Source organism: Mesorhizobium sp. RIZ17, assembly GCF_051127865.1.
GTDB lineage: Bacteria > Pseudomonadota > Alphaproteobacteria > Rhizobiales > Rhizobiaceae > Mesorhizobium > Mesorhizobium humile.
This window is the reverse complement of the sequence record NZ_CP147861.1, coordinates 3,539,717-3,563,650: the sequence shown is the minus strand read 5'-3', so window position 1 is coordinate 3,563,650 and position 23,934 is coordinate 3,539,717. Positions and strand designations below refer to the sequence as shown.

Below are 23,934 nucleotides of genomic sequence, written 5' to 3'. Positions count from 1 at the left end.
GCTTCAACAAGTATATCGAGGCATAGTAGCGTGGCGTGCGAATACAGGAGAACGGCGGTGCCGCAGTCACCGTCCTGCGATGCGAAGCGCTTTCAAGGTCGCACACAATGCAGCTCCGCACGTTGAGGCCGCCCTCTCCGCCCTAGACCTTGAGCTTGTCATTCGCCCGCGCAGCAAAGGCAGCGTTGCTGACATCGAGTATCTGTTTAGATGGTGCGGCGACCGGCAGGTCGCCCACCATATCGGCGCAACTGTGTCTGCCGGAGCGCCACATTCGCGCGATCGATTTTCCTAATTTTTACAATGGGATCAACACCTACAGTCGATTCTCTGGCCGACTGTTGCAAATGACAGGTCCACCCGTTATTTTCGGTTGCAACACTTTCTTATCAATCCATGGCTTGGTGTTGATATGGCTGATTTTATTGAACTAAATAACGACCAGCGACGCGAAATGGTCAATTCCGCCCAGCGGTTCACAGCACTGATGGAAGCCCAGAAAAAGGCGAAGAGCTTTCGCGGATCCCTCGTCTGGCACACGGTAAAGGGCAGCGAGCACCTGATGCGCAGCTACTACGATTCCACTGGAGCACGGCGCCAGAAGGTGGAGGGGCGCCGCTCGCCAGCGACGGAAGCTCACAAAGCAGAATGGGAAGCATCTCGAGCGTCCGCTCAACAAACCCTGTCGGCGCGGCAGGAGCAAATAGCGCGCCAGTCTGCTGTCAACCGGGCCCTCAGGCTTGGACGTGTCCCTTTGATTGCCGCAAGGATCATCAGGGCGCTCGATGATGCCGGTATTCTGGGCGAAGGCATTCGTGTTGCCGGAACGAACGCGATCTACGCTTACGAGGCAGCGGCCGGAGTCTTTGTGGACCCGGGGATTACCACAACCGAAGACATCGATCTCCTGATGGATTCGCGCAAATCACTCAGAATCATGGCTGAGGGCAACATTGAGGATGGAACGCTCATCAATCTCTTGCGCAAGGTCGATCAGTCGTTCGAGCGTTCATCCGCAACTTTTCGGGCGGTCAATCGCGATGGATATCTTGTCGATCTGATCAAACCGCCTGCGAATCCGCCTTGGAAGCAAGGTCGCGCGAGCGTTGGCAAAGCTGACGACGAACTTGTGGCGGCCGAGATCGCCGGCCTGGCATGGCTCGAGAATGCCCCAGCATTCGAAGCAATCGCGATCGATGCAAGAGGCGGACCACTACGCGTGGTCGTTCCCGATCCCAGAATATTCGTTGCTCACAAATTCTGGGTTTCGAAGCAGCAAGATCGCGAGCCAATCAAGCGCCGCCGCGACTTGGCCCAGGCGCAAGCAGTCGCCCGTCTGACTGCGCAGTATCTCGAACACCTCCCCTACGACGCCAACGAGCTTCGTGTCCTTCCCCAGGCCGTTTTCGAGGAAGCCCGCTACCTCTTCGAGCCAACGGCATTGAAGCGCTGAAGCCGTAATCCGCGCGGCCAAGCGCGCGGGCCTCGCCGTCGATGCCGGACGATTGACCTCCCCTTCACCCGAACCTCGCCTCGATCACCTGCGCGTCGACAGCTAGCTGATACCGGGCGACGCCGCTCGATCGACATCCTCCGAAATCTCCTGCCGCAGTTTGGGCCCCTTCGCCAACCGCCGGCCGAGCGCGGTGACAAAAGCATCGTAGCGTTCGCCGGCTTTGGCGCGCGCCGCTTGCGCAGTCGGCTCCGGCAAGGCGGGCGTGGTCGCAAGCCAGAAGCGGATGAACACAGCCAAGGTCTCAACCGCAATGCCGGTATCACGCTCCTGCCGTGCCAGCCGCCGGTCGATCTGGTCGAGGCGTTTGGCGACCGCAGCCTCGCGACGTTCATCGGCATCCGGCGACAGGAACGAAGCGATCGCGGCTTCAGCAATCATGGACAGGGATTGATCCCGCCGCGCCGCATAGTCGGCAAGCATCCTCATGATGGTCTGATCGAGATAGACGGAGATCTGTGCTTTCTTCTTTCGATCGGTCATGACCTACAACTCCATGCCATCGTTGGGATCGAGGGAAACTTGCCGCGCAACGCCCTGCATGAGGCGGGCGAGGCGACGATTGCGGGCAGCGTCACCGTCTCCATCGTCATCGGTGGGGTCGAGCTCGAACTCATTCTCGATCGGGGCCGCTTTCTCGACAGCCCTTGCGCGGTTGAGTTCGGCTTGTTGGCGCCGCTCGGATTCGGTCGGATCTTCATCGTCCAGCCGGAGAGTGCCGCCGGTTCCCGCCACCTCGGGCCGGGTCAGGACCGGTAGGCTGCTCCAGTCGTTAGGGCGGGCCTTTTCTGATCGGGTCAGTTCGGGCGGCGACAGGACACGTTCGCGGAAGCGGACATCCTCATAGTAGCGCGCCTTCTTTGCCCTTATCGGTGGCGTGCCCGCCACCATGACGATCTCGTCGGTCGGCGGTAGCTGCATGATCTCGCCAGGCGTCAGCAATTGGCGGGCGGTCTCTTGCCGCGACACCATCAAATGTCCGAGCCAGGGCGAGAGCCGGTGGCCGGCATAATTCTTCATCGCCCGCATTTCGGTTGCCGTGCCGAGCGCGTCGGACACGCGTTTGGCGGTACGTTCGTCATTGGTGGCGAAACTCACGCGGACATGACAGTTGTCGAGGATCGAGTTGTTCGGGCCGTAGGCCTTCTCGATCTGATTCAGCGACTGCGCAATGAGAAAACTCTTCATCCCATAGCCAGCCATGAAGGCGAGCGCGCTCTCGAAGAAGTCGAGGCGGCCGAGCGCCGGGAACTCATCGAGCATGAGGAGAAGCCGGTGGCGATGACCCTCGGCCTGGAGGTCCTCGGTAAGACGACGGCCGACCTGGTTGAGGATAAGGCGAATGAGCGGCTTTGTGCGATTGATGTCCGAGGGCGGCACGACGAGATAGAGCGTTGCCGGTCGTTCGCCACCAACGATGTCGGCAATTCGCCAATCACAGGTCCTTGTCACCTCGGCAACCACAGGATCCCGGTAGAGGCCGAGGAATGACATTGCCGTTGACAGCACGCCGGAGCGCTCGTTGTCCGATTTGTTGAGCAGCTCGCGCGCGGCGCTGGCGATGACCGGATGCGGGCCGCTCGATCCAAGATGCTCGGTTTTCATCATGGCGGCCAGTGTCGATTCGATCGGGCGCTTCGGATCGGAAAGGAAGGCAGCCACGCCAGCCAGTGTCTTGTCCTTTTCGGCATAAAGGACGTGGAGGATCGCGCCGACCAGGAGCGCATGGCTGGTCTTCTCCCAGTGGTTGCGCTTCTCCAGACTTCCTTCCGGGTCGACCAGGATGTCGGCGATGTTCTGGACGTCGCGGACTTCCCATTCGCCGCGACGGACTTCCAGCAGGGGATTGTAGGCTGATGATTTCGAATTGGTTGGGTCGAAGAGCAGAACGCGGCCGTGCAGGGCGCGGAAGCCGGCGGTGAGCTGCCAGTTCTCGCCCTTGATGTCGTGCACGATGCCAGAGCCCGGCCAGGTCAGCAGAGAAGGCACCACCAAACCGACGCCCTTGCCGGATCGCGTCGGGGCGAAGCAAAGCACGTGCTGAGGTCCATCGTGGCGAAGGTAGTCATCCCTGTAGCGCCCAAGGACCACACCGTCGGCGCCGAGCAGACTGGCCGCTTGCACCTCCTTCTTCTCAGCCCAGCGTGCAGAACCATAGGTCGCGACATTCTTTGCCTCGCGCGCCCGCCACACCGACATGCCGATTGCAACGATGATCGACAAGAAGCCGCCGGACACTGCGATCAATCCGCCTTCCATGAAAATGTCCGGGGCGTAGGCGTCGTAGAAGTACCACCACCAGAACAAAGCGGGCGGATAGTAGACGGGCAAGCCGGCGAGTTCGAACCAGGGCGGACCGAGCTCAGCCTGGAAGCCGAGCTTCCATGCGGTCCATTGCGTGGCCACCCATGTCGTCAAAAGGACGATTAGGAAGACGGTGAGAATCTGGCCCCAGAGGATTTTCGTGGCAGACATGGCATCACCCTTTCTTCCTGTTGTCAGAGACCGAGCCCGCGCTTGCGAGCCAAACTCCAGTCGACGCCGCCGCTATCTTTGGCGACACCGGAGACATGCCGGCCGAGATGTTTTTCGAGGGCAGGCGACCAGGGCACCAGCTGGAAGCCGAGGCCATCGTCGATCATGGCAAAGCGGCCTGAGGCCAGCGCGAAGCGCTGGCGATAGACGCCGGCGACGTGATTTCCGCTTGCGGCACGACTAAAGGGCAGGCCGCCCTCGGCCGCGAGCTTCTCACCGAGTGCCTCGAGTTCCTGGCGGCGAAGCGTGTCGATCAGACTGCGAGTGAATACGACCCGCCTTCCTTGCCGCTCTGCGAGCCCTTGTTCGACCAGATGTTCGGCGCGGGCGTTCATAGCCTCGCGCACTGTCGCGCCGAAGCCGCCATCCGAGAGCGAGACAGGCTCTCGCGCGACATTCTGCCGATCGAGCCAGGTCGCCCCCGTCGCCGTGATCTGTCGATCGATATCGAGGTCGGAGCGCACTGCGAGCGCGACCCGAGGTTGGCCACGCGCATCATCGAACTTGCGCAGCTCGACGATTGATCCTGGTGCGCTGTCGCCAGCCGCCTCCAGATCGGGAAGTCTGACATGATGGGTACGACCGTCGACGCCGTCGACCACGGCATAGGCGGTGCCGCTCAGTTCGTCATCGAGCCCGCGATCGACAAGCCGGCCGATAACGGATGTGTGGAGACTTTCAGCGGCGAGCACATAGCTTGCCGAGCCGCGCTCGATGCCTTGCCCGGCGAGCGCGCGGTGCATGCGCTTGATGATGTCGCCACGCTCTCCGAGCTCACGAAGCGTCGTCTCAGCCTTATCGTCAATTACCCACCGGCCGGGCCGGACCTGATCGGCAAGACCAAGGCCTTCGAGCTTGTGCAGACGGCCGACCTTCAACGCGTGATACTCGTCTGGTTGCCTACCAGGATCTGGGGCGAGATCGATGACGCCGGCGCCACGGGCGTCGCGGAGCAACTGACGATCAAGTTGTGTCCAGCGCTCGGAACGGATCTGACTTTCGAGGGTGCGGCGGATGTCGAGATCGCTGCGCAACCCCAGTTCCTGGGTAATCAGATCACGAGCCCGGTCGCGCATCCCTTCCTTGATGTAGTCCCGCGAGATGACCAGGTCCTGGCCATCGTCGCGCACGCCACGCACGATGAGATGAATATGCGGATGCTCGGTGTTCCAGTGATCGACCGCCACCCAGTCGAGCTTGGTGTCAAGATCCTTCTCCATCTGGCCGGCCAGATCGCGCGTGAAGGACTTGAGGTCGGCCATCTCAAGGGCGTCGTCCGGGGAGACGATGAAGCGGAAATGGTGCCGGTCGTCCTGGGCGCGCGCGGCGAAGGCCGTGCCATCGGCATCGCCTGTTTCCGGCCCGAACAACCGCGTCTTCTCCCCGTCCCGGGTTACGCCCTCACGCCGCAGGTAGTTGAGGTGGGTACCGAGCGGAGCCGAGCGCGCCGAATGGCGAACGACGCGCGCCTTCACGACGGCGCCGCGCGAGCGCGATGTGATGAGGCGATTGGCCTGGATGCTGGCGCGCTGACCACGACCAAATCGGGACCGCTTTGCGGGAACGATCCGGCCCAGGCGCGAGACGCCGCCGCCGGCCTTTTTCGCAGCGGCTAATGCCTGGGCGATGAATGGCCGCGCAGCTTGAGCGCGGTTCGAGCGAATGCGGCCTGGCCGAATGCGAAACCCGCGCTCATCGGCCATGGCGCTGTCTCGCAATGTGGAAAAGAAGCTGCATATACATGGGCTTGGATAGTCGGCCCACATTGCGCTGAGGGGCAGCAATGTGCGATCCCGGCCCGAAAGGCAGGCAAATCCCCCTCCCCGACCGGCGCGCAATGTGCGCTCTTTTATCTTGCCATCGTCCGGCCGTGTTGGCTGCACCCATCCCCCGCGCCCGCCATGGCACGCAGGAACCCGAATTGACGCGAAGAGCGCTGAGACGGTTCATGGCGCGCTCCTCTCGCTCGCCTTGGGAATAAACAAGCCGGCTGACGGAACCGCGACGTCGAACAGGCCTTGCACCGGCCCTGCCGTTGCTGTGTCACCGCGCGGGCTCCCGGGCGGCATCGACTGATTGGCCGCCTTGCCGTCCGATCGCGTGGAAAAGAGCGGTGCGCGCCTCCAGCCAGACGGCGCGGCAACTCCCGGGCGAAGGGGTTTGCCGGCGCCGCCGCTGGTGATCGCGGCCATTACCGCGGCGACATAGGCGCGCGTTTCGCGAGGCAGCCGACGCCCCTGCAATGAGGCCTCATAGCGTCCGGGACCTGCATTGTAGGCAGCAATCCAGCCGGGCGATCCGTAGCGATCCAACAGCTCGCGGATATAGGCGGAGCCCGCGATGATGTTGTCGCGCGGATCGTAAGGATCTCTGCCCAGAATGTAGCGGACGCGCAGTTCCGACCAGGTCTCGGGCACGATCTGCATGAGACCCATGGCGCCCTTGCGCGATATGGCGCGCTGATCGCCCGCACTCTCGGCGCCAAGGACGGCGCGGATCCAGGCCGCGGGAAGGCGGAAGCGTTTCGCCGCCTCCGCTATGTGGACCTCGTAGTTGCGCGCCGCCGGTTTGACGACCGACGGGCTCTGCGCCAACGCATTCGCGGAAATGACGCATGAGAGGCAGAGCCCGCTAAGCAGCGCGAGCACCGAGCGAGCGGCCGCGCGAAGCGGCGCCCGCGGGCCCTGGTTGTCGATTGACCGGCGGCGCGCGGACACGGCCTAATCCTTTTCGGCACGGTCGCGCGGGCGTGACCATTGCAGAGACCAGGACTTCTTGTCGTCGCCGTTCTGGAACAGATAGGCACGGATCGGCTGCGCGAAGGTCGGGTCGTCCAACTGCAGCGAGACGAACTCGCCGGCCTTTTCGCTGGAGTGTTTCCAACCGGCGCCAATCTCGGGGCCGTCTTCGCCGCCTGCGTGCACGCGGTAGTCGGGCGAGTTTTCCGTATCGCTCGGCTGTGCCTCCACGATCGTGACATCGAGGTTGAGGCTGAGCGTCTGGACGCGCCCGCAATAGCCGTTCTGATTGCGGATTAATTCTCCGATCTGTGGCATGTCCTTATCCTGTTGCTGATGATCTGCGGTGATAGAGGGACGGCGCGGAGGACATCGCCGCTGGCGCGCTCACCGCGTTCGCGCACGCCATTGAAATTGACCGCCGCCTTGCTCGTCGGTCCACAGCGGGACGGCGCGGCCGATGATGCGGTCGGTCAAAACGAGGCCGAAATAGCGACCGTCGAGGCTGTCCAGGACATGTCGGTTCATGAGAAAAACGGCGCCGACTGGGATGCGTCGACAGCCCTGCCAGACCGGCAGATCACGGCCGGCTCGATCGCGCTCGAATGCAAATCCGACTTCGCGGCCATCGACCGAAATCGTGAACCTGTCGCGACACACGGTTTGACCGGCGACCGCGAGGATACGCTTGAGCAGCGGCAGGCCGTTCGGCAGATAACCCCGCTCGGCAAGGAACATTGCCAGCGGTTCCGGCGGGTCGACGGCGACGAGATCGTCCGCCAGAAATGGTTCGCCGCCGTCGATCAGGTAGAGTCCGATGGGGACGCTGGCTGAAGCGTTCCAGATGAACTTCGCCGGCGCGGCCGCGAGAGCCGGGCAGAGCACACCCGCGCTCGCCAGCGCCGTCGCAAGGAGGATCCCGCAGCGCTTCATGGCTGGACCCGCCGGCGCAGCAGGTAGGCGCGATGCAGATCAAGCGTATAGCCACGAGGCTCCTGTCCTGCCGCCGTCCGGTTGTGGACGTGCCGCCAGTGATCGTGCGAGACAGCTTGCGGATCGATGCCGAGCCGCTCTATGGCATCGATCGTCTGCAGCACGCGCTCGACGTTCGGCCATCCTTCAACCTTGAGCAGGATATCGCCGCCGGGACGCACGAATGGCAGTGTCTGACAGACCTCGCCCGAGCCGACAGCGCGCACGATATCCAGGCGCGAGATGATCGTGCCGAAATCGTTCGCGGCCCAGCGCACGAAGGCAAAGGCCGCACCCGGGCGGAACGAAACGATGCGCCGGCGCCGGTCAAGAACCTCTTCCCGATCCGCTGAACCGAAGCGAATCCAGAACTCGATCTTCTTCGCTACCCATGTCAGCTCGACATGGGTGAGGCCATCGCTCGGCAACGCACCGTGCGGCGAGCCACCTGAATGAAAGTCCACGACTTGCGTCATCATCTGTCTCCTGATCGCACGGGCGCCAAGCCGGTTGGGGCAAGAGCTGTGACGGAGCGTGTCGCCTACGCGACGATCGTCCGCAGCTCAGCGGCCATGCCTGTTGGTCTGGACTGGCGGCATGGATGAATGGCGTTTGGCGGGAAGCACGGAGCCGCGCGGATCCGAAGTCGACGTCACCGCGCCTCGCTCGGCCCAGGCCTGCAGATCGTCAACAGCATAGACGACGCGACCGCCCAGCTTGCGATAGGCGGGACCGGTTCCGTAGGTGCGATGCTTCTCGAGCGTTCGCGATGACAGGCTGAGGAAATCGGCGGCTTCCTTGGTGCGAAGAAAGCGCGGCGGCAAAGCGGCTAGATCAGGTCGCATAAATCGGGCCTCCGTGGGGCTGCAGCGGGCCGCTGGCGCTCAGCGGCGGACGAAGATCACGGTGGCGGAAAGCCGGCTTCGCGGGGGATGGGGAAGATTGGGGGCCGGATATTCCCCACCCACGGCGTCAGGATCTGCGGCGGTGGCGCAGCAGTTGCAGATAGCCGCCACCGATCATCGCCGCGCCGCCTTTGACAAGGCTAATCACCGTGTCGCGCAGTGCCGAGGTTTTCCAGGGATTGGAAGTGATGCGCTCTGTCCCATAAAAGGCCGTGGCGATGTCGCGATAGCTGGCGCCGTTCGCGCGGCCGTCGGCGGTCCGAATCATCAGGCGCAGGCGGCGGCGCTGTTGCGTCGTCATTCGAGTATCTGGCGGTACAGGCCGCTTGTGATAGGCGCGCCAGAAACGGACGAGAGCCTCGACACGCCCGAGCGTTTGGGAATCGAGCGGGATCAAGGCAGCGAGCGGGCGGCTGGCCTTGCCGCCGGGAAGAAGAAGAATCTGCGTGGCGATGCCGCTGTCATGGACGGCATGGGACCCCTGCGGACTGTCGCGATACACCGCAGGCGCGGCTAGCGCTGTAGAGGGCTCAAAGGAGAGGAAATCCGGCGACGGTGCAAGCGCAAGCACCGCAGGATCGGCGAGAGGCGACCAGAGGACGTCTTGTGCCAGGGCGGACAAATCGGGTCGGGCCGCGAAATCGCAACCCCCACTGACTTTGTGCTCCCGTCGGGAAGGGATCCCTCTCGCAACCCGCACGAACGAGCGCCAGATAATGCTGCTGATAGGTATCCGAGCGGCGCAGACATTCCCAGGCGAGACCTTCGATTGGCAAGTCGTCGAAGAAATCGTAACTGTCGTTGTCCCGCCAGCGCGACGTGTTCGGCTTCATCGGTCGGCTCCTCGCGAACATTGCAAGTCTGCCTGCATCGATTCCGGGCTGTGGCGATCAGCGATAGTTCCTGAGCTGGCATCGCGTGATGCGTTTTTGGCATCACCGGCGGCGCGGTGCTCGCTAGGTGTTAGACTGGCGCAGAAGCTGGCGGTAGCCGCTGCGCGTCATCCACCGGGCTCGCGCCAGATGGCTGTCGTAGACGCGCCGGGCGCGTTGCGGCTCCAGTGTTGGATCGATCCCAAAAAGGACCTTCACGACCTCGCGCCAATCGGCGCCGTCAGCGTCGGCGTCGAACAGCCGCATGTAGAGCTTGACGTGTGTGCGGTCATACTCAGTGAGGTCGTCCCCATCGGGCGCAGCCTCGTCAAACGGCTCAATCATGGTTCCCTTCCCGCCAGCAGCAAAAGGTCAAGCACAAATCCTACAGGGGCAACCCCCTTGATGGTGGAGGTCCGGCCGGCATCACACGATGCTGTCCCGGCATCGCCCGCAGTGCCGCGATGCGGCGCTGTTTCAGACGCTAAGTCCCGCCCGGAGGACCGGGCGGGACTTGTGGGCGCCTCCTTAGTCTGCGTTGCGGCGGCTCGGGCGAGACCAGATCAGGCTGTAGCTCTCGCCGTCCTCGTCATCGAAGAGGTTGGCGAAGATCGGGGCGGTGAAGCTCGGATCGTCGAGCTTGAGACCCAGATAGTCGCGGCCCTCGTTGGACTTTTTGGCCCAGGCGGCGCCAATCTCGGCGCGGCCGACGAAGACACGGTGGCTTGGGGCGTTTTCGCCGTTGGCGCGGGTTTCGGGGACGATGCGGACGCCGCGGGCCTGGACGCTGAGGGTAACGATCTCGCCAGTGAACTCATTGGTGCCGGACTTCTTGAAGGTGCCGATGGTAGCCATGATAGTTCTCCTTGATCCTGTTTGTTCGAGCCCGCACCATTGCGGTCTCGACGGTGGTCAAAGGGCCGGAGGCGATCTCCGGCGCACCCATGGGCCGCAGCGAAGCGGAGGACGGCGTGGGAGAGACTTTGTTGTTTCGCGAGGAATGACGGCGCAGCCGTCAGGGGAAGAAAGTCGTGACGCGCCGTTGCGTCAAGGGTGATCGAGGCGAAGCCGTTCTTCGGCCTAGAAACACCAATCGATGAGACCGCTTCGGTGTGCTCGTTCGCGACAGGACCCCAGCAAGGAGATTTAGGCGGCCTGCACCAACCTCGCCTCCGGCAACGCTTCATAGTCGAACGATGCCCCGTCTAGCCTTGGGCTCGCGCATTCGCATCTCCGAACGCGGGCAGTATGGTAACGCCTGTATGCGACTGCCTTCGGCCGGCTTTGCTGAAGATTGCACCGGGCGGCGATAGGTTTCAGCGGTTGCAGCTGTTGTGGCCCGCTCATCGCGCGCCACCTACCGCTCTTTGCCGCCCTTGGCGATGATGGACGTGTTGGTTGTCCTGTCATGTCTGGCGATACTTCGCCGCTGCGATCGGATGCACATGGCGCCGACGAAGCCTAGGGTGCGCAGTGACATCGACATTGACGATAATCAGCATGCGCTTTGTGCGGACCGTCGTTGGATCGCGCCGGGCGAAGCCTCTAATTCTGAGGCATAGAGAAGATTGCTATAGCTCATTATCTGTGGCAAGATGAGTTATAGGAACGGTGTCTATAACTCATGGCATGGAATTGGGAGCAGGCTGACTGGCCGCATTTTACCTACGACAAGAGCGTATTGGAACCGCTGGAAAGCGAGTTCCTGCTGCGATCAGGCGAGGTCCTGGGCGTCTTCCGTCATGTCAGTTCCGACGATCAAGACCAGATCCGCATCGACCTTATCAGCGAAGAAGCATTGAAAACGTCCGCGATCGAGGGGGAATACCTCAATCGCGAGAGCCTGCAATCGTTCCTGCGCCAGCAACTTGGACTAGGCGGCAAGTCGAGGCGCATTCCGCCTGCCGAGCGCGGCATCGCGGAAATGATGGCCGACGTGTACCTGCATTTTACCGATCCGCTCTCGCATCGCACCCTCCACGCCTGGCACAAGATGGTGATGTCGGGTGAGCGGCGTATCGATACCATCGGCAACTACCGCCGACATGCCGATGCCATGCAGATCGTTTCCAATCGGCTGGATAAGCCCAAAGTGCATTTCGAAGCCCCGCCCTCGGCGCGCGTCAAGACCGAAATGGACGCCTTCGCGGCTTGGTTCAACGATACCGCCCCCAAAGGCAAGACACCGCTCCCAGCTTTGACGCGCGCCGGGATCGCGCACCTCTATTTCGAGAGCATTCATCCATTCGAGGATGGCAACGGCTGCATAGGGCGTGCCCTTTGCGAAAAGGCGTTGGCGCAAAACCTGGGTGAGCCAAGTCTCATCGCTTTGGCGTACACGATTGAACGCCACCGCAAGGCCTACTACGACAACCTGGAGGCCAGCAATAAGAGCAACGCGGTTACCGATTGGCTGCTCTACTTCGCCAGCACGATCCTTGAAGCCCAGAGCGTAACGCTCGCTCGTGTCGAATTCTCTGTCGCCAAAGCCAAGTTTTACGAACGCTATCGGGACCAGTTCAACGAGCGGCAGGAAAAGGTCATCGCCCGGATGTTCCGCGAAGGTATCGACGGCTTCAAGGGCGGCCTCAGCGCAGAGAATTACATCGCCATCACGCAGACTTCTCGCGCGACGGCGACCAGAGATTTGCAGGACCTCGTTGCCAAGGGTGCACTAACAAAAACCGGCGAGCGCAGGCATACGCGCTATGCACTGCACGTGCCGGGCCTGCGCCTTGCAGTCAAGCTGCATGCCTATCGCGCATGAGGGTCGATTTCACCGACGATCTCAGAGGCATCTCCGTCATACTCGTCCGAGGGGATAACGGCCAAAGTGCCGTCGCCGGCGCGGAAGATGACGATGCTGACCATCAGGCTGGTGGCGAGGCTGAAGGCGAAGGCGTTTGCTTCTGCGAGGGACATCTTTCCGGCTCCTGTTTGGAAGCGGGGATCCATCCCCGCGTGACAGGCGCCCGAAGTGTCCGGCCAAGGGCCGCGATCACCGTGAAGGCAAAGCCGAAACGGCGGCACGCTTCGCGTAGTCCGACCCTTTACGGGTTGATGGCATCAGGCACTCGGACCGGACTAAGGAATTGCGCTGTGAACGCGGGGATGGATCCCCGCTTCCATTTCGGGAGCAGGCGAGCCGCAATGCTTGACGCCCATCGCCTTGACCGCATCCCAGCCATGCCGGGCACGGCCATCGCCAGACCAGGGCCAGGAACAGCCGCTGGCTGCATTGGATGGCGCATCGTTACGGCTTGGACGATCCGTCATGCCGCACCGAACCGCATGACCGGGATGCCAAGCCTGCGGGCCTTGTCAGCGAGGTTGTCCTGGATGCCTGTGCCTGGGAAGTGAACCACGCCGATCGGCAGCACGTCGAGCATGGCGTCATTGCGCTTGAAGGGAGCGGCCTTGGCGTGTCTGGTCCAGTCGGGCTTGAAGGCGATCTGGGGCACCTTGCGATCGTGAGCCCATTTGGCGGCGATCAGCTCGGCGCCCCTGGGCGATCCGCCATGGAGCAGGATCATGTCCGGATGCTTGGCTCGTATCTGGTCGAGCTTGGCCCAGATCAGGCGATGGTCGTTGAAATCGAGCCCGCCCGTGAAGGCGACCTTTGGCCCCGGAGGCAAAAGCGCGCGGCTGTCGGCGGCCTTCTTTGCGGCAAGGAAATCGCGACTGTCGATCATGGCCGCGGTGAGATTGCGATGACTGACCGCGGAGCCTGAGCGCGGCCGCCAGCTCGAGGCGGTGTGGCGCTCGAAGTGCTCGGCGGCCTGATCGCGCATGAGTTCGAATGCGTCGCGGCGTTCGAGCAGCGTCTGACCTTGCGCGATGCGGCACTCCAGTTCGACGGATTTGACCTCGGAGCCGTCCTGGTCGCCCTGCAGACACTTTTGGGCAACTTCGTTGTCGTCGAGCTCGCGCTCGATCCTGGCGATTGCGCGATGGAAGAGATTGACCGTGCCCCAGAGCAGTTCCTCGAGATCCGGTTCGAGACGCGTGTTGGCCATCGCCACGACGAAGGCATCGAAGATGTCGGCGATGCTGGCGGCGATCACATTGCCCTCGGGGAGCGGGCGCGGATCAGGTTCGTCTTCAAAGGGACGGTAGCCGAAAAGCTGGAGTTCCTGGAGGACATGATTGGTCGGGGACGAGGCATGCGGTGGTTCGAAGTCGCTGTCGTGATGGTCGTCCATATCGTGTTCCTTTCCAGGATCGGTCGCGTCCATCGCGGCCTTCATGGCGATGACAGCGCCGGCCGGCCCGGATCCGCACCCGCAGCGCCAGCGGAGGGCCGGAACGGCAGTGGAGGATGGCAAAGCCCGGCTATTTTGTTTCGCGATGGAAAGGCCCGCGGACGGGGTCCCCGCACGGCTGGCCGTGCGGGGTGGAGTGGGCCGCGGAAAATAGCCGGGCGCAGCCGTTGCCGATTCGGGCCGGCCGGCGCGCCGATCGCCCTCTGGAAGGCCGTGGCGCGATCCTCTTTCCGGAAAGGAAGTCGACACAGCGGCCACCATCGAAGCGATGCATCCGCCCTCGCTTTCCTCCCGGTCAGGCCGCCCATGCCATGAAGCGGGTGATGTCTTGCGGCGCGATTTGGTCGCGCAGGATCGCCCTGACGGCTCGGAGGCCAAGCAGACGCAGATCCTCGTTGAAGTCGCCGAGTTGTGGCGTCAGCACGATCGCCTCGATCCCCGCCGAGCTGGCGCGCTGGATCAGCGTGGCCACCGCCCCATCGCCGGCTGGATCCTTGTCGCGGGCGATGTAGAGGCGCCTCAGCGTGCCGGGAAAGAGGATGGCTGCCAGATGCGCCGCGGACAGGGCTGCTACCGCAGGCAGGTCAGGCAGTGCCGAACGCTGCGACAGCATGGTCTCGATGCCTTCGCCGGCCGCCATGACGTCGCTTGCGGCTCCGAAGCGGACTGCATGCCCAAGCAGTTCGCCCATGGCCCGCCTGGGTGTCTCGATCGGAGCGCGGCCGAGATTGGCCTCGCTGAAACCGGCCGGATCAAGCCAGGTGCGGTGTGCGCCGGTGACCCTGCCAGCGAGGTCGGTGACGGCCGCGATCATTGCCGGCCAGGTTTCGGTCTGGGCGTGCTTGTTGGGACGATAGTAGCAGCGCGGATGAAAGCGAAGACTTGCCGTTTCGTGCAAGACCGTTACGCCACGCCCGTGCAAATACGTTTCCACGAGCGTCCGGGCGATCGGCCGCGACATCGAAACCAGTCGCTTCGCCGCCTCGACAGAACCCGCAGGGGCGGATCCGCCATTCATCGCGGTTTCGAGCGGATCGGGCGGCGGCCGGGGCATCGACAGAAAGCAACGCGCCTCGTCGACAACGTCCTTGAAATTCGCCAGGCCCAGGGACGCTCGGATGACGTCGAGCAGATCGCCATGCTCGCCGGTGGCAGCATCGGTCCATTTGCCGGCAGCGCCCTTGCCCGATTCCGGGCCTACCAGGCGGACAAACATGGAGCGCCCTGGCGTATTGCGGGCATCGCCAACCAGCCAGTAACGACCCTCGCGATGACCGTTGGAAAGGTAGCGGCTGCATATCGCCTCGGCTTGTCGGCCAAGACGGCGTGCCAGTTCGGAAGCATCGCGAGGAGGCATCAGGCAGCCTCCTTCTCATTGATGCGCTGCACCGGGTAGCGCTCGAGCACCTTGGCAAGAACCAGACGACCGTTCACGTCGATGGGAACGAACATGCGCAGCTTCCAGGATATGATCTCGTGGAAAAGCCCGTAGGCCGAGAGCCGCTCGCGCATGGTGTCGGTGAAGCCTGAAAGCTCGATGCGATTGGCGCCCATGACGCGGACGCGCCGCAGATGAAGTCCTTCGGCAAGGTCGAGCATGGTACGACCGTCCATCAGCGCGTCGAAGGCATCATCGGAGGTGAGAGCAGTCACGCCCGTTGCGATAGCGCCGGCGGCCCAAGCCACCGACACCTTGCGTCCGATAATGCGCTCGCCGTCATCCGCCTGAAGCCGATAGACGCGGCTCGACTCGTTGGGGAGCCGTTTCCAGATCGGCAACAGCAGACCAGCGACGACGTGGATGGTGGAATCGGAGAACGCCGGAACGTCGGCGGCCTCGGCGTTCCAGGCTGCCGCAAAGGTGTCGCCATCGGCGCGATGCCAGTGGCTCTCCGCAATCGCACGAATGGAGGCATTGTGCTCGTCCATCGGACGGATCAGGCGAACCCGCCGTTCGATCTCGCCATCGTCGAGCATGATCGATGGCGCCGGGATCTGCACGGCGGCGCGCCTTGACCGTTCGTTGACGAGCAGCGCGGCACGCGGATCATCGAGATGGGCAAGAGCTTGCTCCATCGGCACGGGCCGATTGCGCTGGCGCTGGGTGATGGTGAGGAGCTGTGTTTCAGCGCCGGTTCCAGGATGGGTGTAGATCGTGCGCCTATCGGTGACGACGAAACTCTCTGCCTGCAGTGTCTCCAGCCCAACGTCATAGATGCCGGCGGCGATCGCACCTTCCACCTTGGCGGCGAGCAACTGCTCGAAGGCCGCGAAGAGAATGTCCTGGAGCTCGATTGTCAGCGCCAGCAGGCGATTGAGGAAGGTGGTGATCGGCGGCAGGTCGTCCTTGATACCGCTCTCGTCCATCAATTTCAGACCGGTCGTCGCCTCAAAGCGTTGCAGCGAACAGCCGTCGACCTTGCCGCGAACGATCAACAGATAGAGCTGGCGCAGGGCGTCACGCGCATAGTGCGATTCCAGATTGTCCTCCGGCCGGAACAGACCCTGTCCGCCGGTCTGGCGCTGGCCGCGCGTGATGGCGCCCAGCGTGTCGAGGCGGCGCGCTATGGTGGAGAGGAATCGCTTCTCGGCCTTCACATCGGTCGCGATCGGACGGAAAAGCGGCGGCTGCGCCTGATTGGTGCGGTGCGTCCGGCCCAACCCTTGTATGGCTGTGTCGGCTTTCCAACCGGGCTCCAACAGGTAGTGGACGCGTAGCCTCCTGTTTCGAGCCGAAAGTTCGGCGTGATAGCTACGTCCGGTCCCGCCTGCTTCACTGAAGACAAGAACTCGCTTGGCGTCGTCCATGAAAGCCTGCGTCTCCGCGAGATTGGCCGAGCCCGCGCGGCTCTCGACGATCAGCCGCTGACCCTTGCGAATGATGCGGCGCGAGCGGCCCGTCACCTCGGCCACGACGTGGGTACCGAGGCGCTGGACGACCTGGTCAAGCGCGCCGTGAACCGGCGGAAGGCTTGCCAGCTTCTCGATCAGTGCCGTGCGGCGCACGACGGCCTCGCGGCTTTCGACGGGCTGGCCATCGCGAAAGACCGGCCTGGACGATAGGTTGCCCTCGGAATCGGTAAAGGGTTCGTAGAGCTGAACCGGAAAGGAATGCTCGAGATAATCGAGCACATATTCGCGCGGCGTGATGTCGACGCGCACATCATTCCATTCGTCCGTTGGAACCTCGGCCAGCCTGCGCTCCATCAGCGCCTCGCCGGTCGAGACGATCTGGACGACCACCGAATGCCCGGCTTCGAGATCCTTATCGATCGCGCGGATCAGTGTCGGCGTCTTCATCGATGTCAGCAGATGGCCAAAGAAGCGCTGCTTGGCGCTTTCGAAAGCCGAACGCGCGGCCGACTTGGCCTGGCGGTTCAGCGTGCCGCTGTCTCCGGTGATGTTGGCGGCCTGCATGGCGGCATCGAGATGGTTGTGAATGACGGCAAAGGCGCCGGCATAGGCATCGTAGATGCGCCGCTGCTCCGTCGTCAGTTCGTGCTCGATTAGCTCATATTCGACGCCATCGAACGAGAGCGAGCGCGCGGTATAAAGACCAAGGGCGCGGAGGTCCCGCGCAAGCACTTCCATCGCCGCGACGCCGCCCGCCTCTATCGCCTCGACAAACTCCGCGCGGGTCGAGAACGGAAAGTCCTCGCCACCCCAAAGGCCAAGCCTCTGGGCATAGGCGAGATTGCCGACTGTGGTGGCGCCCGTGGCGGAGACATAGACGACACGAGCATTCGGCAGGGCGTGCTGCAGACGCAGGCCGGCGCGGCCCTGCTGCGAGGGCGCGACATCGCCGCGTTCGCTCTTGCCGCCTCCGGCATTCTGCATCGCATGCGCTTCGTCGAAAATGAGCACTCCATCGAAATCGGAGCCCAACCATTCGACGATCTGCTTGACGCGCGAAACCTTCTCTCCACGATCGTCGAAACGCAGCGTGGCATAGGTTGTAAAAAGGATGCCCTCATGCAGCGAGACAGAGCGCCCTTGCCCAAACCGCGAGAGAGGGGTGACGAGCAGACGCTCCATGCCGAGCGCGGCCCAGTCGCGTTGAGCGTCCTCGAGCAGCTTGTCCGACTTGGATATCCATACCGCCTTGCGTCGGCCCTGCAGCCAGTTGTCGAGAACGATGCTCGCCGATTGCCGACCCTTGCCGACACCGGTGCCGTCGCCGATGAAGAAGCCGCGGCGGAAGCGCACAGCCGCTTCGGCCTCCTCTGGCGCGGCCTTGACGATGTCGAATGTTTCGTCGACCGACCACGAGCCGGCAAGAAAGTCCGCATGTGCCTCGCCGGCCAGGATCACGGTTTCGAGCTGGGCATCGGAGAGCGACTTCAGAATATCGCCGGGAAGCGTCGGTCGGTAGCTGGGCTTGGGCGGCGCGACCGAGGCCATTGCCGCGGACTGTACCAGCTTTGTCGGGTGTGCCTGGGAACCAGGAATGCGGATCGTCTGCAATCCGTATTCCTCATAGATAGCATCGGTCAGCCGGGTTCCTTCGTCTGGCGTCCAGTCGAGGGTCTCGTAAGCAAGCTCAACACCTGCCGGTTCGGACAGCCTTGGGCGAGCGGGACTAGCTATCGAACGTGCGAGATAGCCACGCACCGTGCGAGGCGCCGAAATGGCGGGACAGGCCTTGTCCGCGTCTGAGACAGGAAGCCGTGGGGGCAGATGATCCTCAACCCAGCCAAGCAGCGTCGCGACATCCGATGCAATACCTGGCGAGGCCGGAAAGAGGGAAGGATCGCCAGCAGGCAGCTTGTCGATGACCGTCAGGCGCGTCTCGATCGTGGTGCCATGCTTGGCATATACCGTGCCGCCAATAGCAGCGGTGAAGACGACGCGACCGCGCTCCTGCAATTGGGTGAAAGCGTCACGCCAAGCGGGCGCCTCGGGCCCAAAGTTCGCACCGGTGATCGTGACCAGGCGCCCACCATCAGCAAGCCGGGCAAGCGCGGAACTGATGTGGCGAAAGGCTGCGTCGGCCACGCGCCCCTCGACATTGGCGAGCACGGAGAATGGCGGGTTCATCAGCACCACGGTCGGTGTGACCGCAGGATCGAGATGGTCGTCGATCTGGGCGGCGTCGGAGCGAGTAACAGCGATGGCCGGAAAGAGTTTCGACAGGACGCCAGCGCGAAGCTCGGCAAGTTCGTTGAGGACGGGCGAACCGCCGGCGATCTCGGCGAGGATGGCGAGCAGACCGGTGCCGGCGGAGGGCTCGAGCACACGATCGGCTGGCGTGATACCTGCCGCGGTCACGGCGGCGAGGCCCAGCGGGATCGGAGTCGAGAACTGTTGGAACGCCTGGCTCTCCTCGGAGCGGCGCGTATGGGTGGGCAGAAGGTCGGCGATCCGGCTGAAAAGCGGCAAGGCCGATCGCCAGCCTTTGCGCAGAAGCTGTTTTCCGAATTTGCGAAGAAACAGAACCGTCGCCGCCTCGCAGGCATCATAGGCGGTCTTCCAGTCCCAGGCGCCGCTTGCGTCGGATGTGCCGAACTCCGCCTCCATCGCAGCGCGCAAAACGGCTGCGTCGATGCACTGACCGCGTTCGAGGTGGGGAAGCAGACGCAAGGCCGCCGCGTAAACGGCGGCGGCCGTATCGGAAGGCAATGGGGTAGATGCGACTAGCTTGGTGGCAGGAAGCAGTACGTTCATGGGAAGAACCTCGGAGAGCAACAAAGGGAAAGCCCGTTGGCGCTCTCTCTGACCGGACGGGCTCAAACCCGTCGCAGCCGGCCTTTCACTCTGACCACCGCAAACCAAAATGCCCGGCGCTCTTGCGAGTGCCGGGCAGTGGGATCACGAGGGATGCCAATCCTATTCGCCGGCGACGGGATGCTGCTCATTCTCGTCGGCTGATCCGTGCTCGCCGTCGCTCGCGAGGAATTCGGGTAGCGCTTGATCTTCGTTGTCCGGGCCGGAGCTGGCCGGCTCGGCATCGAGGTCGGCAACCCGCAGCGGTTCGGGCAGCCAGCCACTGTCGGCGAGGAGCCGCTGCGCCTCCTTGGCCATGTCACCCTTCTTGAGATGATCGATCAGTTGCGCGGCGCGCTCACCCTCACCTTCGCGGACGGCCTCGAGTATGCGCGCCTTGGTGACGCGACCGAGATAGTTCCCAACCGTCGGCCGCCAGCCGGCGCCTACCATATCAAGCCCTACAGCGCGGGCCAGATGATCGGCCTCGGCAAGACGCTGCTGAACGCCGTGCGCGGAGATGGCGCCATTGCCGTAACGATCGGCCTTTTCATAGAGGGCATTCACGCCGAAGGATGCGCAATGGGCGAACAGTTCGGCCCGGTCGGCGCCGCTGAGCGCGGCGAGCGCATCCCACAGGGCGGCGGATTCGCTCGGAAGGCGCTCTTCCCAGGCCTTCTGACGGGCTTCGATGGCGTGTGCGTAAGGTGTATCGCGTAGCTCTGGGGACTGCGTTGAAAAGACCGTGCCGCGGACCGACACCTCCATCGCCACGCCCTGCGAACTATAGCGGCGGAAAACGTCGCGGACGAACTTGTGCAGCACGGCAAGGAAAGCGACGGCCGGATCGTTGGCCAGCTTGTCGCGCAGTGCCAACGTCCGCTCCGCCGTCAACTCCATGATGAGGCGATCGGGCAACGGCTTGATGCCATCCTCGTCGTCGTCCTGCGGTTCCGGCGACTGACCGCCGATGGTGATCACCGCTCGCTGGACCGAACCAGCCGAAGGGTCAACTCCCTCGACGCTGGCGGCGTTGTCGGCTTCAGGCGCGGCGGGGGCTTCGTCTTCCGGCTTCACGTAGCCGCGCTCGACGAGAAGCGATCCGTCCGCGTCGACGCTCACAAACACGCCGGCGCGCGCGATGTCAGCCGGATCGAAGCGCATCGGACGCGCTGTCAGCGCGTTAATCGCGGTTTCAATCTCACCGAACCGCTGGTCGACTTCATCCGGCAATTCGTCGGCTTCCTCATATTCCGCCTGGAGCTTGTCGAACTCGCCACGCAAAGCGTCCAGCGTTGCCTTCTCGTCGTCGGAGAGATCGACCGGCGTTCCTTCGAGCTCGCGCAAGCCGTTCGCCGCGCCATAGGGGAAGCTCAACGCCACATCGATCCACTTCCAGCCTTCGTCGGCAATCTGGTCGGCCATCACCTGGAGTTTCTCGGTGACAAGGCGGTCGAGCAAAGCAGGGTCCTGCACCCAACCGCCGTCGTCCGACTGAAAGAGATCGCGCAGCACGGAGCCACCGGCCAACTCGTAGGATTCGAGACCGACGAACACGACCCGCTTGTCCGACGCACGCACGGTGTTTTCGGTCAGCATGCGCCGGATCTGGTAAGGCTCTTTCGACCAGCTGTTCCTAATTGCCTCCCACACCTGCTCCTGCCGTTCGTGGTCATTGTTGACAGAGAAGGCCTCGAGTTGGGCGATCGTCATGCCGTCTTCGGCATAGATGTCGAGGAGCGCCGGCGACACGGTGGTGAGCTTGAGGCGTTGCTTGACGACGGTGACCGAGATGAAGAAGGCGGCCGCGATCTCCTCCTCCGACATGCCCTTGTCGCGCAGATCCTTGAAGGCTCGGTACTGGTCGAGTGGATGAAGGGGCGCGTGTTCAATGTTCTCGGCAAGCGAGATCTCTTCGGCGAGAATCGCGCCGGAGGAATTGCCGACAACGCAGGGAACGGGCGAAGCCTTACCAAAGCGCTTCTGCTTCACGAGCATTTCCAGCGCGCGATAGCGCCGACCGCCAGCCGGCACCTCGAACATGCCGGTCTCGTGGCCATCGGCATCGAGCACGGGACGCACATGGATGCTCTGGATAAGGCCGCGACGGGCAATCGAGGCCGCAAGGTCTTGGATCGAGACGCCGGCCTTGATGCTCCTGACGTTGGTTTGGGCAAGCACCAACTTGTTAAAAGGAATGTCGCGCGCGGGCGACAAGGTGATCTTCTGAACCGCAGTGGCCATCGGGTTTTCTCCGCGACGGGCGCCGGGAGCCTCTCTCTCGGACCTGAACCCGTCGCGAAAAAACCTTCAACCCTCTTCCTCTCCTTCGCTCGGGCAGGACCCGACACGCCGATGACCGCCGCCAGGGGCGTCGGTCAAGGAGCGTTCGCCCGCGGGGATGCTCCCGGCCAAACGGGCAGCGTCCGCACAGGTCGAGAGCGGAAATTGGCCGATGAAAAGGAGATCGCGCTCAATTCCCAGGCCGAATGCGAGGCGGATCGACTGCAGTTCGAAGCGACTGAGTGAGCCAAGTTCGGGACAGCCAAATCCGAGGTCGGCCAGCCCAAAAAGGGTATCGCCATCCTCGTCGAGTTCGGTCACGAGCCATGTGCCGGCGCCAACGGGATTGAAGAAGCGGATCACCGGAACATGATCGGCGTCACGATCGCGTCCATTGGCAAGAAGGCGCTCGCGCAGTTCTGGGGTCAGGAGGATCATGCTGCCCTCCTGCCGTTGGCCTCGTCCATCTCCACTTGCGCAGCGACATCGTCATGTAGATGGCCAAGCAGCCAGTCGGCTGCCTTGCTGGCCTGGCTGGCGGCGCGCACGATGGCGCGATTGTCCTGACGCAACACCTCCAGCCAGGAGCCGATATAGTCGGCATGCCGCACCGTGGGCACGATGCCAAGCGCGGCGCAGGAGAAGGCGGCACTAATCTCGGCCACCAGTTCCTCGAACGCATATTTCCTAGAGCCGAAAGAGCCGGAAAGGTCGCGGTCGAGACGCGATTTATGACCGGACGCGTGCCCAAGCTCATGCAGGGCGGTGCGATGCCAGTTGATCGCCTCGAAGTAGGCCTGGGGTGGCGGCACCTGCACATAGTCGTGGGCCGGCGCATAGTAGGCCCTGTTCCCGCCGATACGAAACTCGATACCGGTTGCCTCGATCAGCGCCGCGACACCCGGCTCTATCAATCCGGTGGCCGGCGGCGGAGCGAAAGCAGCGATCTCGTCTGGCAGTTCCTCGCACTGCTCGATGTTGAACACTGTGAAGCGTTTGAGGAACGGGATCGCCTGTGCCGCCTCGCCCGCTTCGCGAGCGCGCGTTTTTTCATCGTTCGGGACGAACCGATCGGCGTAAACGACAGTGGTGCCACGCTCGCCTTTGCGAACATTGCCGCCAAGCGCAAGCGCCTGCCGATAGGTTAGCCAGCCCTGGGTTGGAAAGCCGTGCTCGATCACGGCGCCCCAGAGGATCAGTACGTTGATCCCGCTGTAGGCCCTGCTGGTGCTGGCGTTCCTCGGCAAGGACAGTGGCGCCTTCGCAACGGCGGTCCCCCATGGCTGGACCCAGGGGAAACGACCCGCCTCCAGTTCGGCGATGATCTTGTTGGTGACGTCGTCATAGAGATTGCTCCGGTCGGCAACGGCGTTGGCCCGGTTGCGTTGATAAGACATCGCGGTTCTCCGCGACGGGCGCCGGAGGCCTCTCCTCCGGCTCTCAACCCGTCACGGATAATCGGACCGCACTCTCGCTCTATCGACGCGCGAACGAGACGGTCGCGGCCCCACGAAGATCGCGCGGGAGGCGATCATGATTTAACGTCGTTGTGGCCATGTTCTCGGTCGATCATTCTGGCTTCGAGTTGCGCCTCAACGAAGTCAGAGCCCCGGATAGGCCTTCCTGGACTACCGGTTCACTTTTTTGGACGGGAGCGGCAATCGATGCCGCGATCAAATTGTGACGGCGAACCGTCGACTGACCTATTTACACGCCCTGACCGCCGTCTGCTGCCCTCGTCATGGGCAGTCCTTCCAAAACAAACAGGAAACAGGCTACCGCAAAAGCTCACGCTGAAGTTTCATAGGTTTTCGTGCGGTGAAGCCTTACTCGTCAACACCTCAGCCGGTGACACCAGAGCGCATCGAGCGCGCCCTTGATCACGTTGCCAAGATCATTGTCGCCCGCGGTGATCGGGGCGACGCGTGGCTGCCGCTTTATGATTATTTGGAGCGCGCATTGGAGCAATACCAAGCAAAGAAAAATCGCCTCGCCGAGGTGCGACAACGCGTGACTCGATCGCAAGGTCGAACTGCCAAGCGATCTTCTTAGGTCGTTGTATTGGCCGCCCTCGCCAAGGCAGTTGGCAGGTTCTGGCCGCGGGTCGTGAGAGACGACGCTGGTGAAGTATCCCGGCCGGCACGGAGCGAA

The 23,934-nt window shown here is 63.1% G+C and carries 23 protein-coding genes; 4 read left to right on the top strand and 19 right to left on the bottom strand.

Going from position 1 to position 23,934, the window contains the following annotated elements; genetic code table 11:
• Positions 1-412: 412 nt before the first annotated feature.
• Positions 413-1,453, top strand: a complete 1,041-nt coding sequence (locus tag WDX12_RS16995) for a GSU2403 family nucleotidyltransferase fold protein (RefSeq protein WP_434721300.1) — start codon at positions 413-415, stop codon at positions 1,451-1,453.
• A gap of 102 nt (positions 1,454-1,555) precedes the next feature.
• Here the strand turns inward: WDX12_RS16995 and WDX12_RS16990 are convergent, their stop codons facing one another.
• The 12 genes from WDX12_RS16990 to WDX12_RS16935 all read right to left on the bottom strand — a co-directional run bounded on the left by WDX12_RS16990 (position 1,556) and on the right by WDX12_RS16935 (position 10,390).
• Positions 1,556-1,996, bottom strand: coding sequence for a CopG family transcriptional regulator (locus WDX12_RS16990; RefSeq protein WP_434721299.1), 441 nt, complete (start codon positions 1,994-1,996; stop codon positions 1,556-1,558).
• A 3-nt stretch (positions 1,997-1,999) separates the two neighbouring features.
• Positions 2,000-3,988, bottom strand: a complete 1,989-nt coding sequence (locus WDX12_RS16985) for a conjugal transfer protein TraG (protein ID WP_434721298.1) — start codon at positions 3,986-3,988, stop codon at positions 2,000-2,002.
• A 23-nt stretch (positions 3,989-4,011) separates the two neighbouring features.
• Positions 4,012-5,751 (bottom strand): relaxase/mobilization nuclease domain-containing protein, encoded by a 1,740-nt coding sequence (locus tag WDX12_RS16980; RefSeq protein WP_434721297.1) that lies wholly within the window; start codon positions 5,749-5,751, stop codon positions 4,012-4,014.
• 243 nt (positions 5,752-5,994) lie between these two features.
• The gene (locus WDX12_RS16975; protein WP_434721296.1) at positions 5,995-6,765 is read right to left on the bottom strand and encodes a lytic transglycosylase domain-containing protein; all 771 of its coding nucleotides are present in this window, start codon (positions 6,763-6,765) and stop codon (positions 5,995-5,997) included.
• A 3-nt stretch (positions 6,766-6,768) separates the two neighbouring features.
• Complete coding sequence (locus WDX12_RS16970) at positions 6,769-7,104, bottom strand: DUF736 domain-containing protein (RefSeq protein ID WP_434721295.1); 336 nt, start codon at positions 7,102-7,104, stop codon at positions 6,769-6,771.
• 69 nt (positions 7,105-7,173) lie between these two features.
• Entirely contained in the window at positions 7,174-7,719 is a 546-nt protein-coding gene (locus tag WDX12_RS16965) for a S26 family signal peptidase (protein WP_434721294.1), read from the bottom strand.
• Positions 7,716-8,234, bottom strand: coding sequence for a DUF2840 domain-containing protein (locus WDX12_RS16960; protein WP_434721293.1), 519 nt, complete (start codon positions 8,232-8,234; stop codon positions 7,716-7,718). The genes WDX12_RS16965 and WDX12_RS16960 overlap by 4 nt, the downstream gene beginning before the upstream one ends.
• Before the next feature lie 87 nt (positions 8,235-8,321).
• On the bottom strand, positions 8,322-8,603 hold the full coding sequence (locus WDX12_RS16955) for a helix-turn-helix transcriptional regulator (RefSeq protein ID WP_434721292.1): 282 nt from the start codon (positions 8,601-8,603) through the stop codon (positions 8,322-8,324).
• Positions 8,604-8,730: 127 nt separating this feature from the next.
• Positions 8,731-9,285 (bottom strand): DUF2285 domain-containing protein, encoded by a 555-nt coding sequence (locus tag WDX12_RS16950; RefSeq protein ID WP_434721291.1) that lies wholly within the window; start codon positions 9,283-9,285, stop codon positions 8,731-8,733.
• Positions 9,194-9,496, bottom strand: coding sequence for a transcriptional regulator domain-containing protein (locus tag WDX12_RS16945; RefSeq protein ID WP_434721290.1), 303 nt, complete (start codon positions 9,494-9,496; stop codon positions 9,194-9,196). The genes WDX12_RS16950 and WDX12_RS16945 overlap by 92 nt, the downstream gene beginning before the upstream one ends.
• Before the next feature lie 123 nt (positions 9,497-9,619).
• Entirely contained in the window at positions 9,620-9,880 is a 261-nt protein-coding gene (locus WDX12_RS16940; protein WP_434721289.1) for a DNA -binding domain-containing protein, read from the bottom strand.
• A gap of 183 nt (positions 9,881-10,063) precedes the next feature.
• Positions 10,064-10,390, bottom strand: a complete 327-nt coding sequence (locus WDX12_RS16935; protein ID WP_434721288.1) for a DUF736 domain-containing protein — start codon at positions 10,388-10,390, stop codon at positions 10,064-10,066.
• An 11-nt stretch (positions 10,391-10,401) separates the two neighbouring features.
• Between WDX12_RS16935 and WDX12_RS16930 the strand changes: the two genes are divergently transcribed.
• Both WDX12_RS16930 and WDX12_RS16925 read left to right on the top strand, forming a co-directional pair.
• A complete protein-coding gene (locus WDX12_RS16930) occupies positions 10,402-10,539 on the top strand; it encodes a hypothetical protein (protein WP_434721287.1) in 138 nt (45 codons plus the stop codon).
• A gap of 620 nt (positions 10,540-11,159) precedes the next feature.
• A complete protein-coding gene (locus WDX12_RS16925) occupies positions 11,160-12,302 on the top strand; it encodes a Fic family protein (protein WP_434721286.1) in 1,143 nt (380 codons plus the stop codon).
• On the opposite strand, the gene WDX12_RS16920 is transcribed toward WDX12_RS16925, so the two are convergent.
• From WDX12_RS16920 to WDX12_RS16890, 7 genes are all read right to left on the bottom strand, one after another.
• Positions 12,290-12,457 carry a hypothetical protein gene (locus WDX12_RS16920; RefSeq protein ID WP_434721285.1) on the bottom strand — a complete coding sequence of 56 codons (168 nt, stop codon included), beginning with the start codon at positions 12,455-12,457 and terminating at the stop codon, positions 12,290-12,292. The two genes, WDX12_RS16925 and WDX12_RS16920, sit on opposite strands and share 13 nt — an antisense overlap.
• A 350-nt stretch (positions 12,458-12,807) precedes the next feature.
• The gene (locus WDX12_RS16915) at positions 12,808-13,737 is read right to left on the bottom strand and encodes a DUF2493 domain-containing protein (protein WP_434721284.1); all 930 of its coding nucleotides are present in this window, start codon (positions 13,735-13,737) and stop codon (positions 12,808-12,810) included.
• 355 nt (positions 13,738-14,092) lie between these two features.
• Positions 14,093-15,154: a DUF7146 domain-containing protein gene (locus tag WDX12_RS16910; RefSeq protein WP_434721283.1), complete on the bottom strand. Its 1,062-nt coding sequence runs from the start codon at positions 15,152-15,154 to the stop codon at positions 14,093-14,095.
• Positions 15,154-19,461, bottom strand: coding sequence for a strawberry notch-like NTP hydrolase domain-containing protein (locus WDX12_RS16905; protein WP_434721282.1), 4,308 nt, complete (start codon positions 19,459-19,461; stop codon positions 15,154-15,156). Before WDX12_RS16905 ends, WDX12_RS16910 begins: the two co-directional genes overlap by 1 nt.
• Positions 19,462-19,623: 162 nt before the next feature.
• Positions 19,624-21,744, bottom strand: a complete 2,121-nt coding sequence (locus tag WDX12_RS16900) for a ParB/RepB/Spo0J family partition protein (protein WP_434721281.1) — start codon at positions 21,742-21,744, stop codon at positions 19,624-19,626.
• Between the two features lie 66 nt (positions 21,745-21,810).
• Positions 21,811-22,221, bottom strand: coding sequence for a DUF2958 domain-containing protein (locus WDX12_RS16895; RefSeq protein ID WP_434721280.1), 411 nt, complete (start codon positions 22,219-22,221; stop codon positions 21,811-21,813).
• Positions 22,218-23,180: an ArdC family protein gene (locus WDX12_RS16890; RefSeq protein WP_434721279.1), complete on the bottom strand. Its 963-nt coding sequence runs from the start codon at positions 23,178-23,180 to the stop codon at positions 22,218-22,220. The genes WDX12_RS16895 and WDX12_RS16890 overlap by 4 nt, the downstream gene beginning before the upstream one ends.
• Positions 23,181-23,601: 421 nt before the next feature.
• Between WDX12_RS16890 and WDX12_RS16885 the strand changes: the two genes are divergently transcribed.
• Complete coding sequence (locus WDX12_RS16885) at positions 23,602-23,835, top strand: hypothetical protein (protein WP_434721278.1); 234 nt, start codon at positions 23,602-23,604, stop codon at positions 23,833-23,835.
• Positions 23,836-23,934: the final 99 nt, after the last annotated feature.

What these genes read in the sequence shown, in the direction of transcription:
- WDX12_RS16945 (WP_434721290.1), bottom strand. Translation starts at nt 9,496, where the DNA reads ATGAAGCCGAACACGTCGCGCTGGCGGGACAACGACAGTTACGATTTC.
- WDX12_RS16925 (WP_434721286.1), top strand. Translation starts at nt 11,160, where the DNA reads ATGGCATGGAATTGGGAGCAGGCTGACTGGCCGCATTTTACCTACGAC.
- WDX12_RS16890 (WP_434721279.1), bottom strand. Translation starts at nt 23,180, where the DNA reads ATGTCTTATCAACGCAACCGGGCCAACGCCGTTGCCGACCGGAGCAAT.
- WDX12_RS16985 (WP_434721298.1), bottom strand. Translation starts at nt 3,988, where the DNA reads ATGTCTGCCACGAAAATCCTCTGGGGCCAGATTCTCACCGTCTTCCTA.
- WDX12_RS16910 (WP_434721283.1), bottom strand. Translation starts at nt 15,154, where the DNA reads ATGCCTCCTCGCGATGCTTCCGAACTGGCACGCCGTCTTGGCCGACAA.
- WDX12_RS16965 (WP_434721294.1), bottom strand. Translation starts at nt 7,719, where the DNA reads ATGAAGCGCTGCGGGATCCTCCTTGCGACGGCGCTGGCGAGCGCGGGT.
- WDX12_RS16990 (WP_434721299.1), bottom strand. Translation starts at nt 1,996, where the DNA reads ATGACCGATCGAAAGAAGAAAGCACAGATCTCCGTCTATCTCGATCAG.
- WDX12_RS16955 (WP_434721292.1), bottom strand. Translation starts at nt 8,603, where the DNA reads ATGCGACCTGATCTAGCCGCTTTGCCGCCGCGCTTTCTTCGCACCAAG.
- WDX12_RS16940 (WP_434721289.1), bottom strand. Translation starts at nt 9,880, where the DNA reads ATGATTGAGCCGTTTGACGAGGCTGCGCCCGATGGGGACGACCTCACT.
- WDX12_RS16995 (WP_434721300.1), top strand. Translation starts at nt 413, where the DNA reads ATGGCTGATTTTATTGAACTAAATAACGACCAGCGACGCGAAATGGTC.
- WDX12_RS16920 (WP_434721285.1), bottom strand. Translation starts at nt 12,457, where the DNA reads ATGTCCCTCGCAGAAGCAAACGCCTTCGCCTTCAGCCTCGCCACCAGC.
- WDX12_RS16960 (WP_434721293.1), bottom strand. Translation starts at nt 8,234, where the DNA reads ATGACGCAAGTCGTGGACTTTCATTCAGGTGGCTCGCCGCACGGTGCG.
- WDX12_RS16900 (WP_434721281.1), bottom strand. Translation starts at nt 21,744, where the DNA reads ATGGCCACTGCGGTTCAGAAGATCACCTTGTCGCCCGCGCGCGACATT.
- WDX12_RS16915 (WP_434721284.1), bottom strand. Translation starts at nt 13,737, where the DNA reads ATGGACGACCATCACGACAGCGACTTCGAACCACCGCATGCCTCGTCC.
- WDX12_RS16970 (WP_434721295.1), bottom strand. Translation starts at nt 7,104, where the DNA reads ATGCCACAGATCGGAGAATTAATCCGCAATCAGAACGGCTATTGCGGG.
- WDX12_RS16905 (WP_434721282.1), bottom strand. Translation starts at nt 19,461, where the DNA reads ATGAACGTACTGCTTCCTGCCACCAAGCTAGTCGCATCTACCCCATTG.
- WDX12_RS16935 (WP_434721288.1), bottom strand. Translation starts at nt 10,390, where the DNA reads ATGGCTACCATCGGCACCTTCAAGAAGTCCGGCACCAATGAGTTCACT.
- WDX12_RS16980 (WP_434721297.1), bottom strand. Translation starts at nt 5,751, where the DNA reads ATGGCCGATGAGCGCGGGTTTCGCATTCGGCCAGGCCGCATTCGCTCG.
- WDX12_RS16895 (WP_434721280.1), bottom strand. Translation starts at nt 22,221, where the DNA reads ATGATCCTCCTGACCCCAGAACTGCGCGAGCGCCTTCTTGCCAATGGA.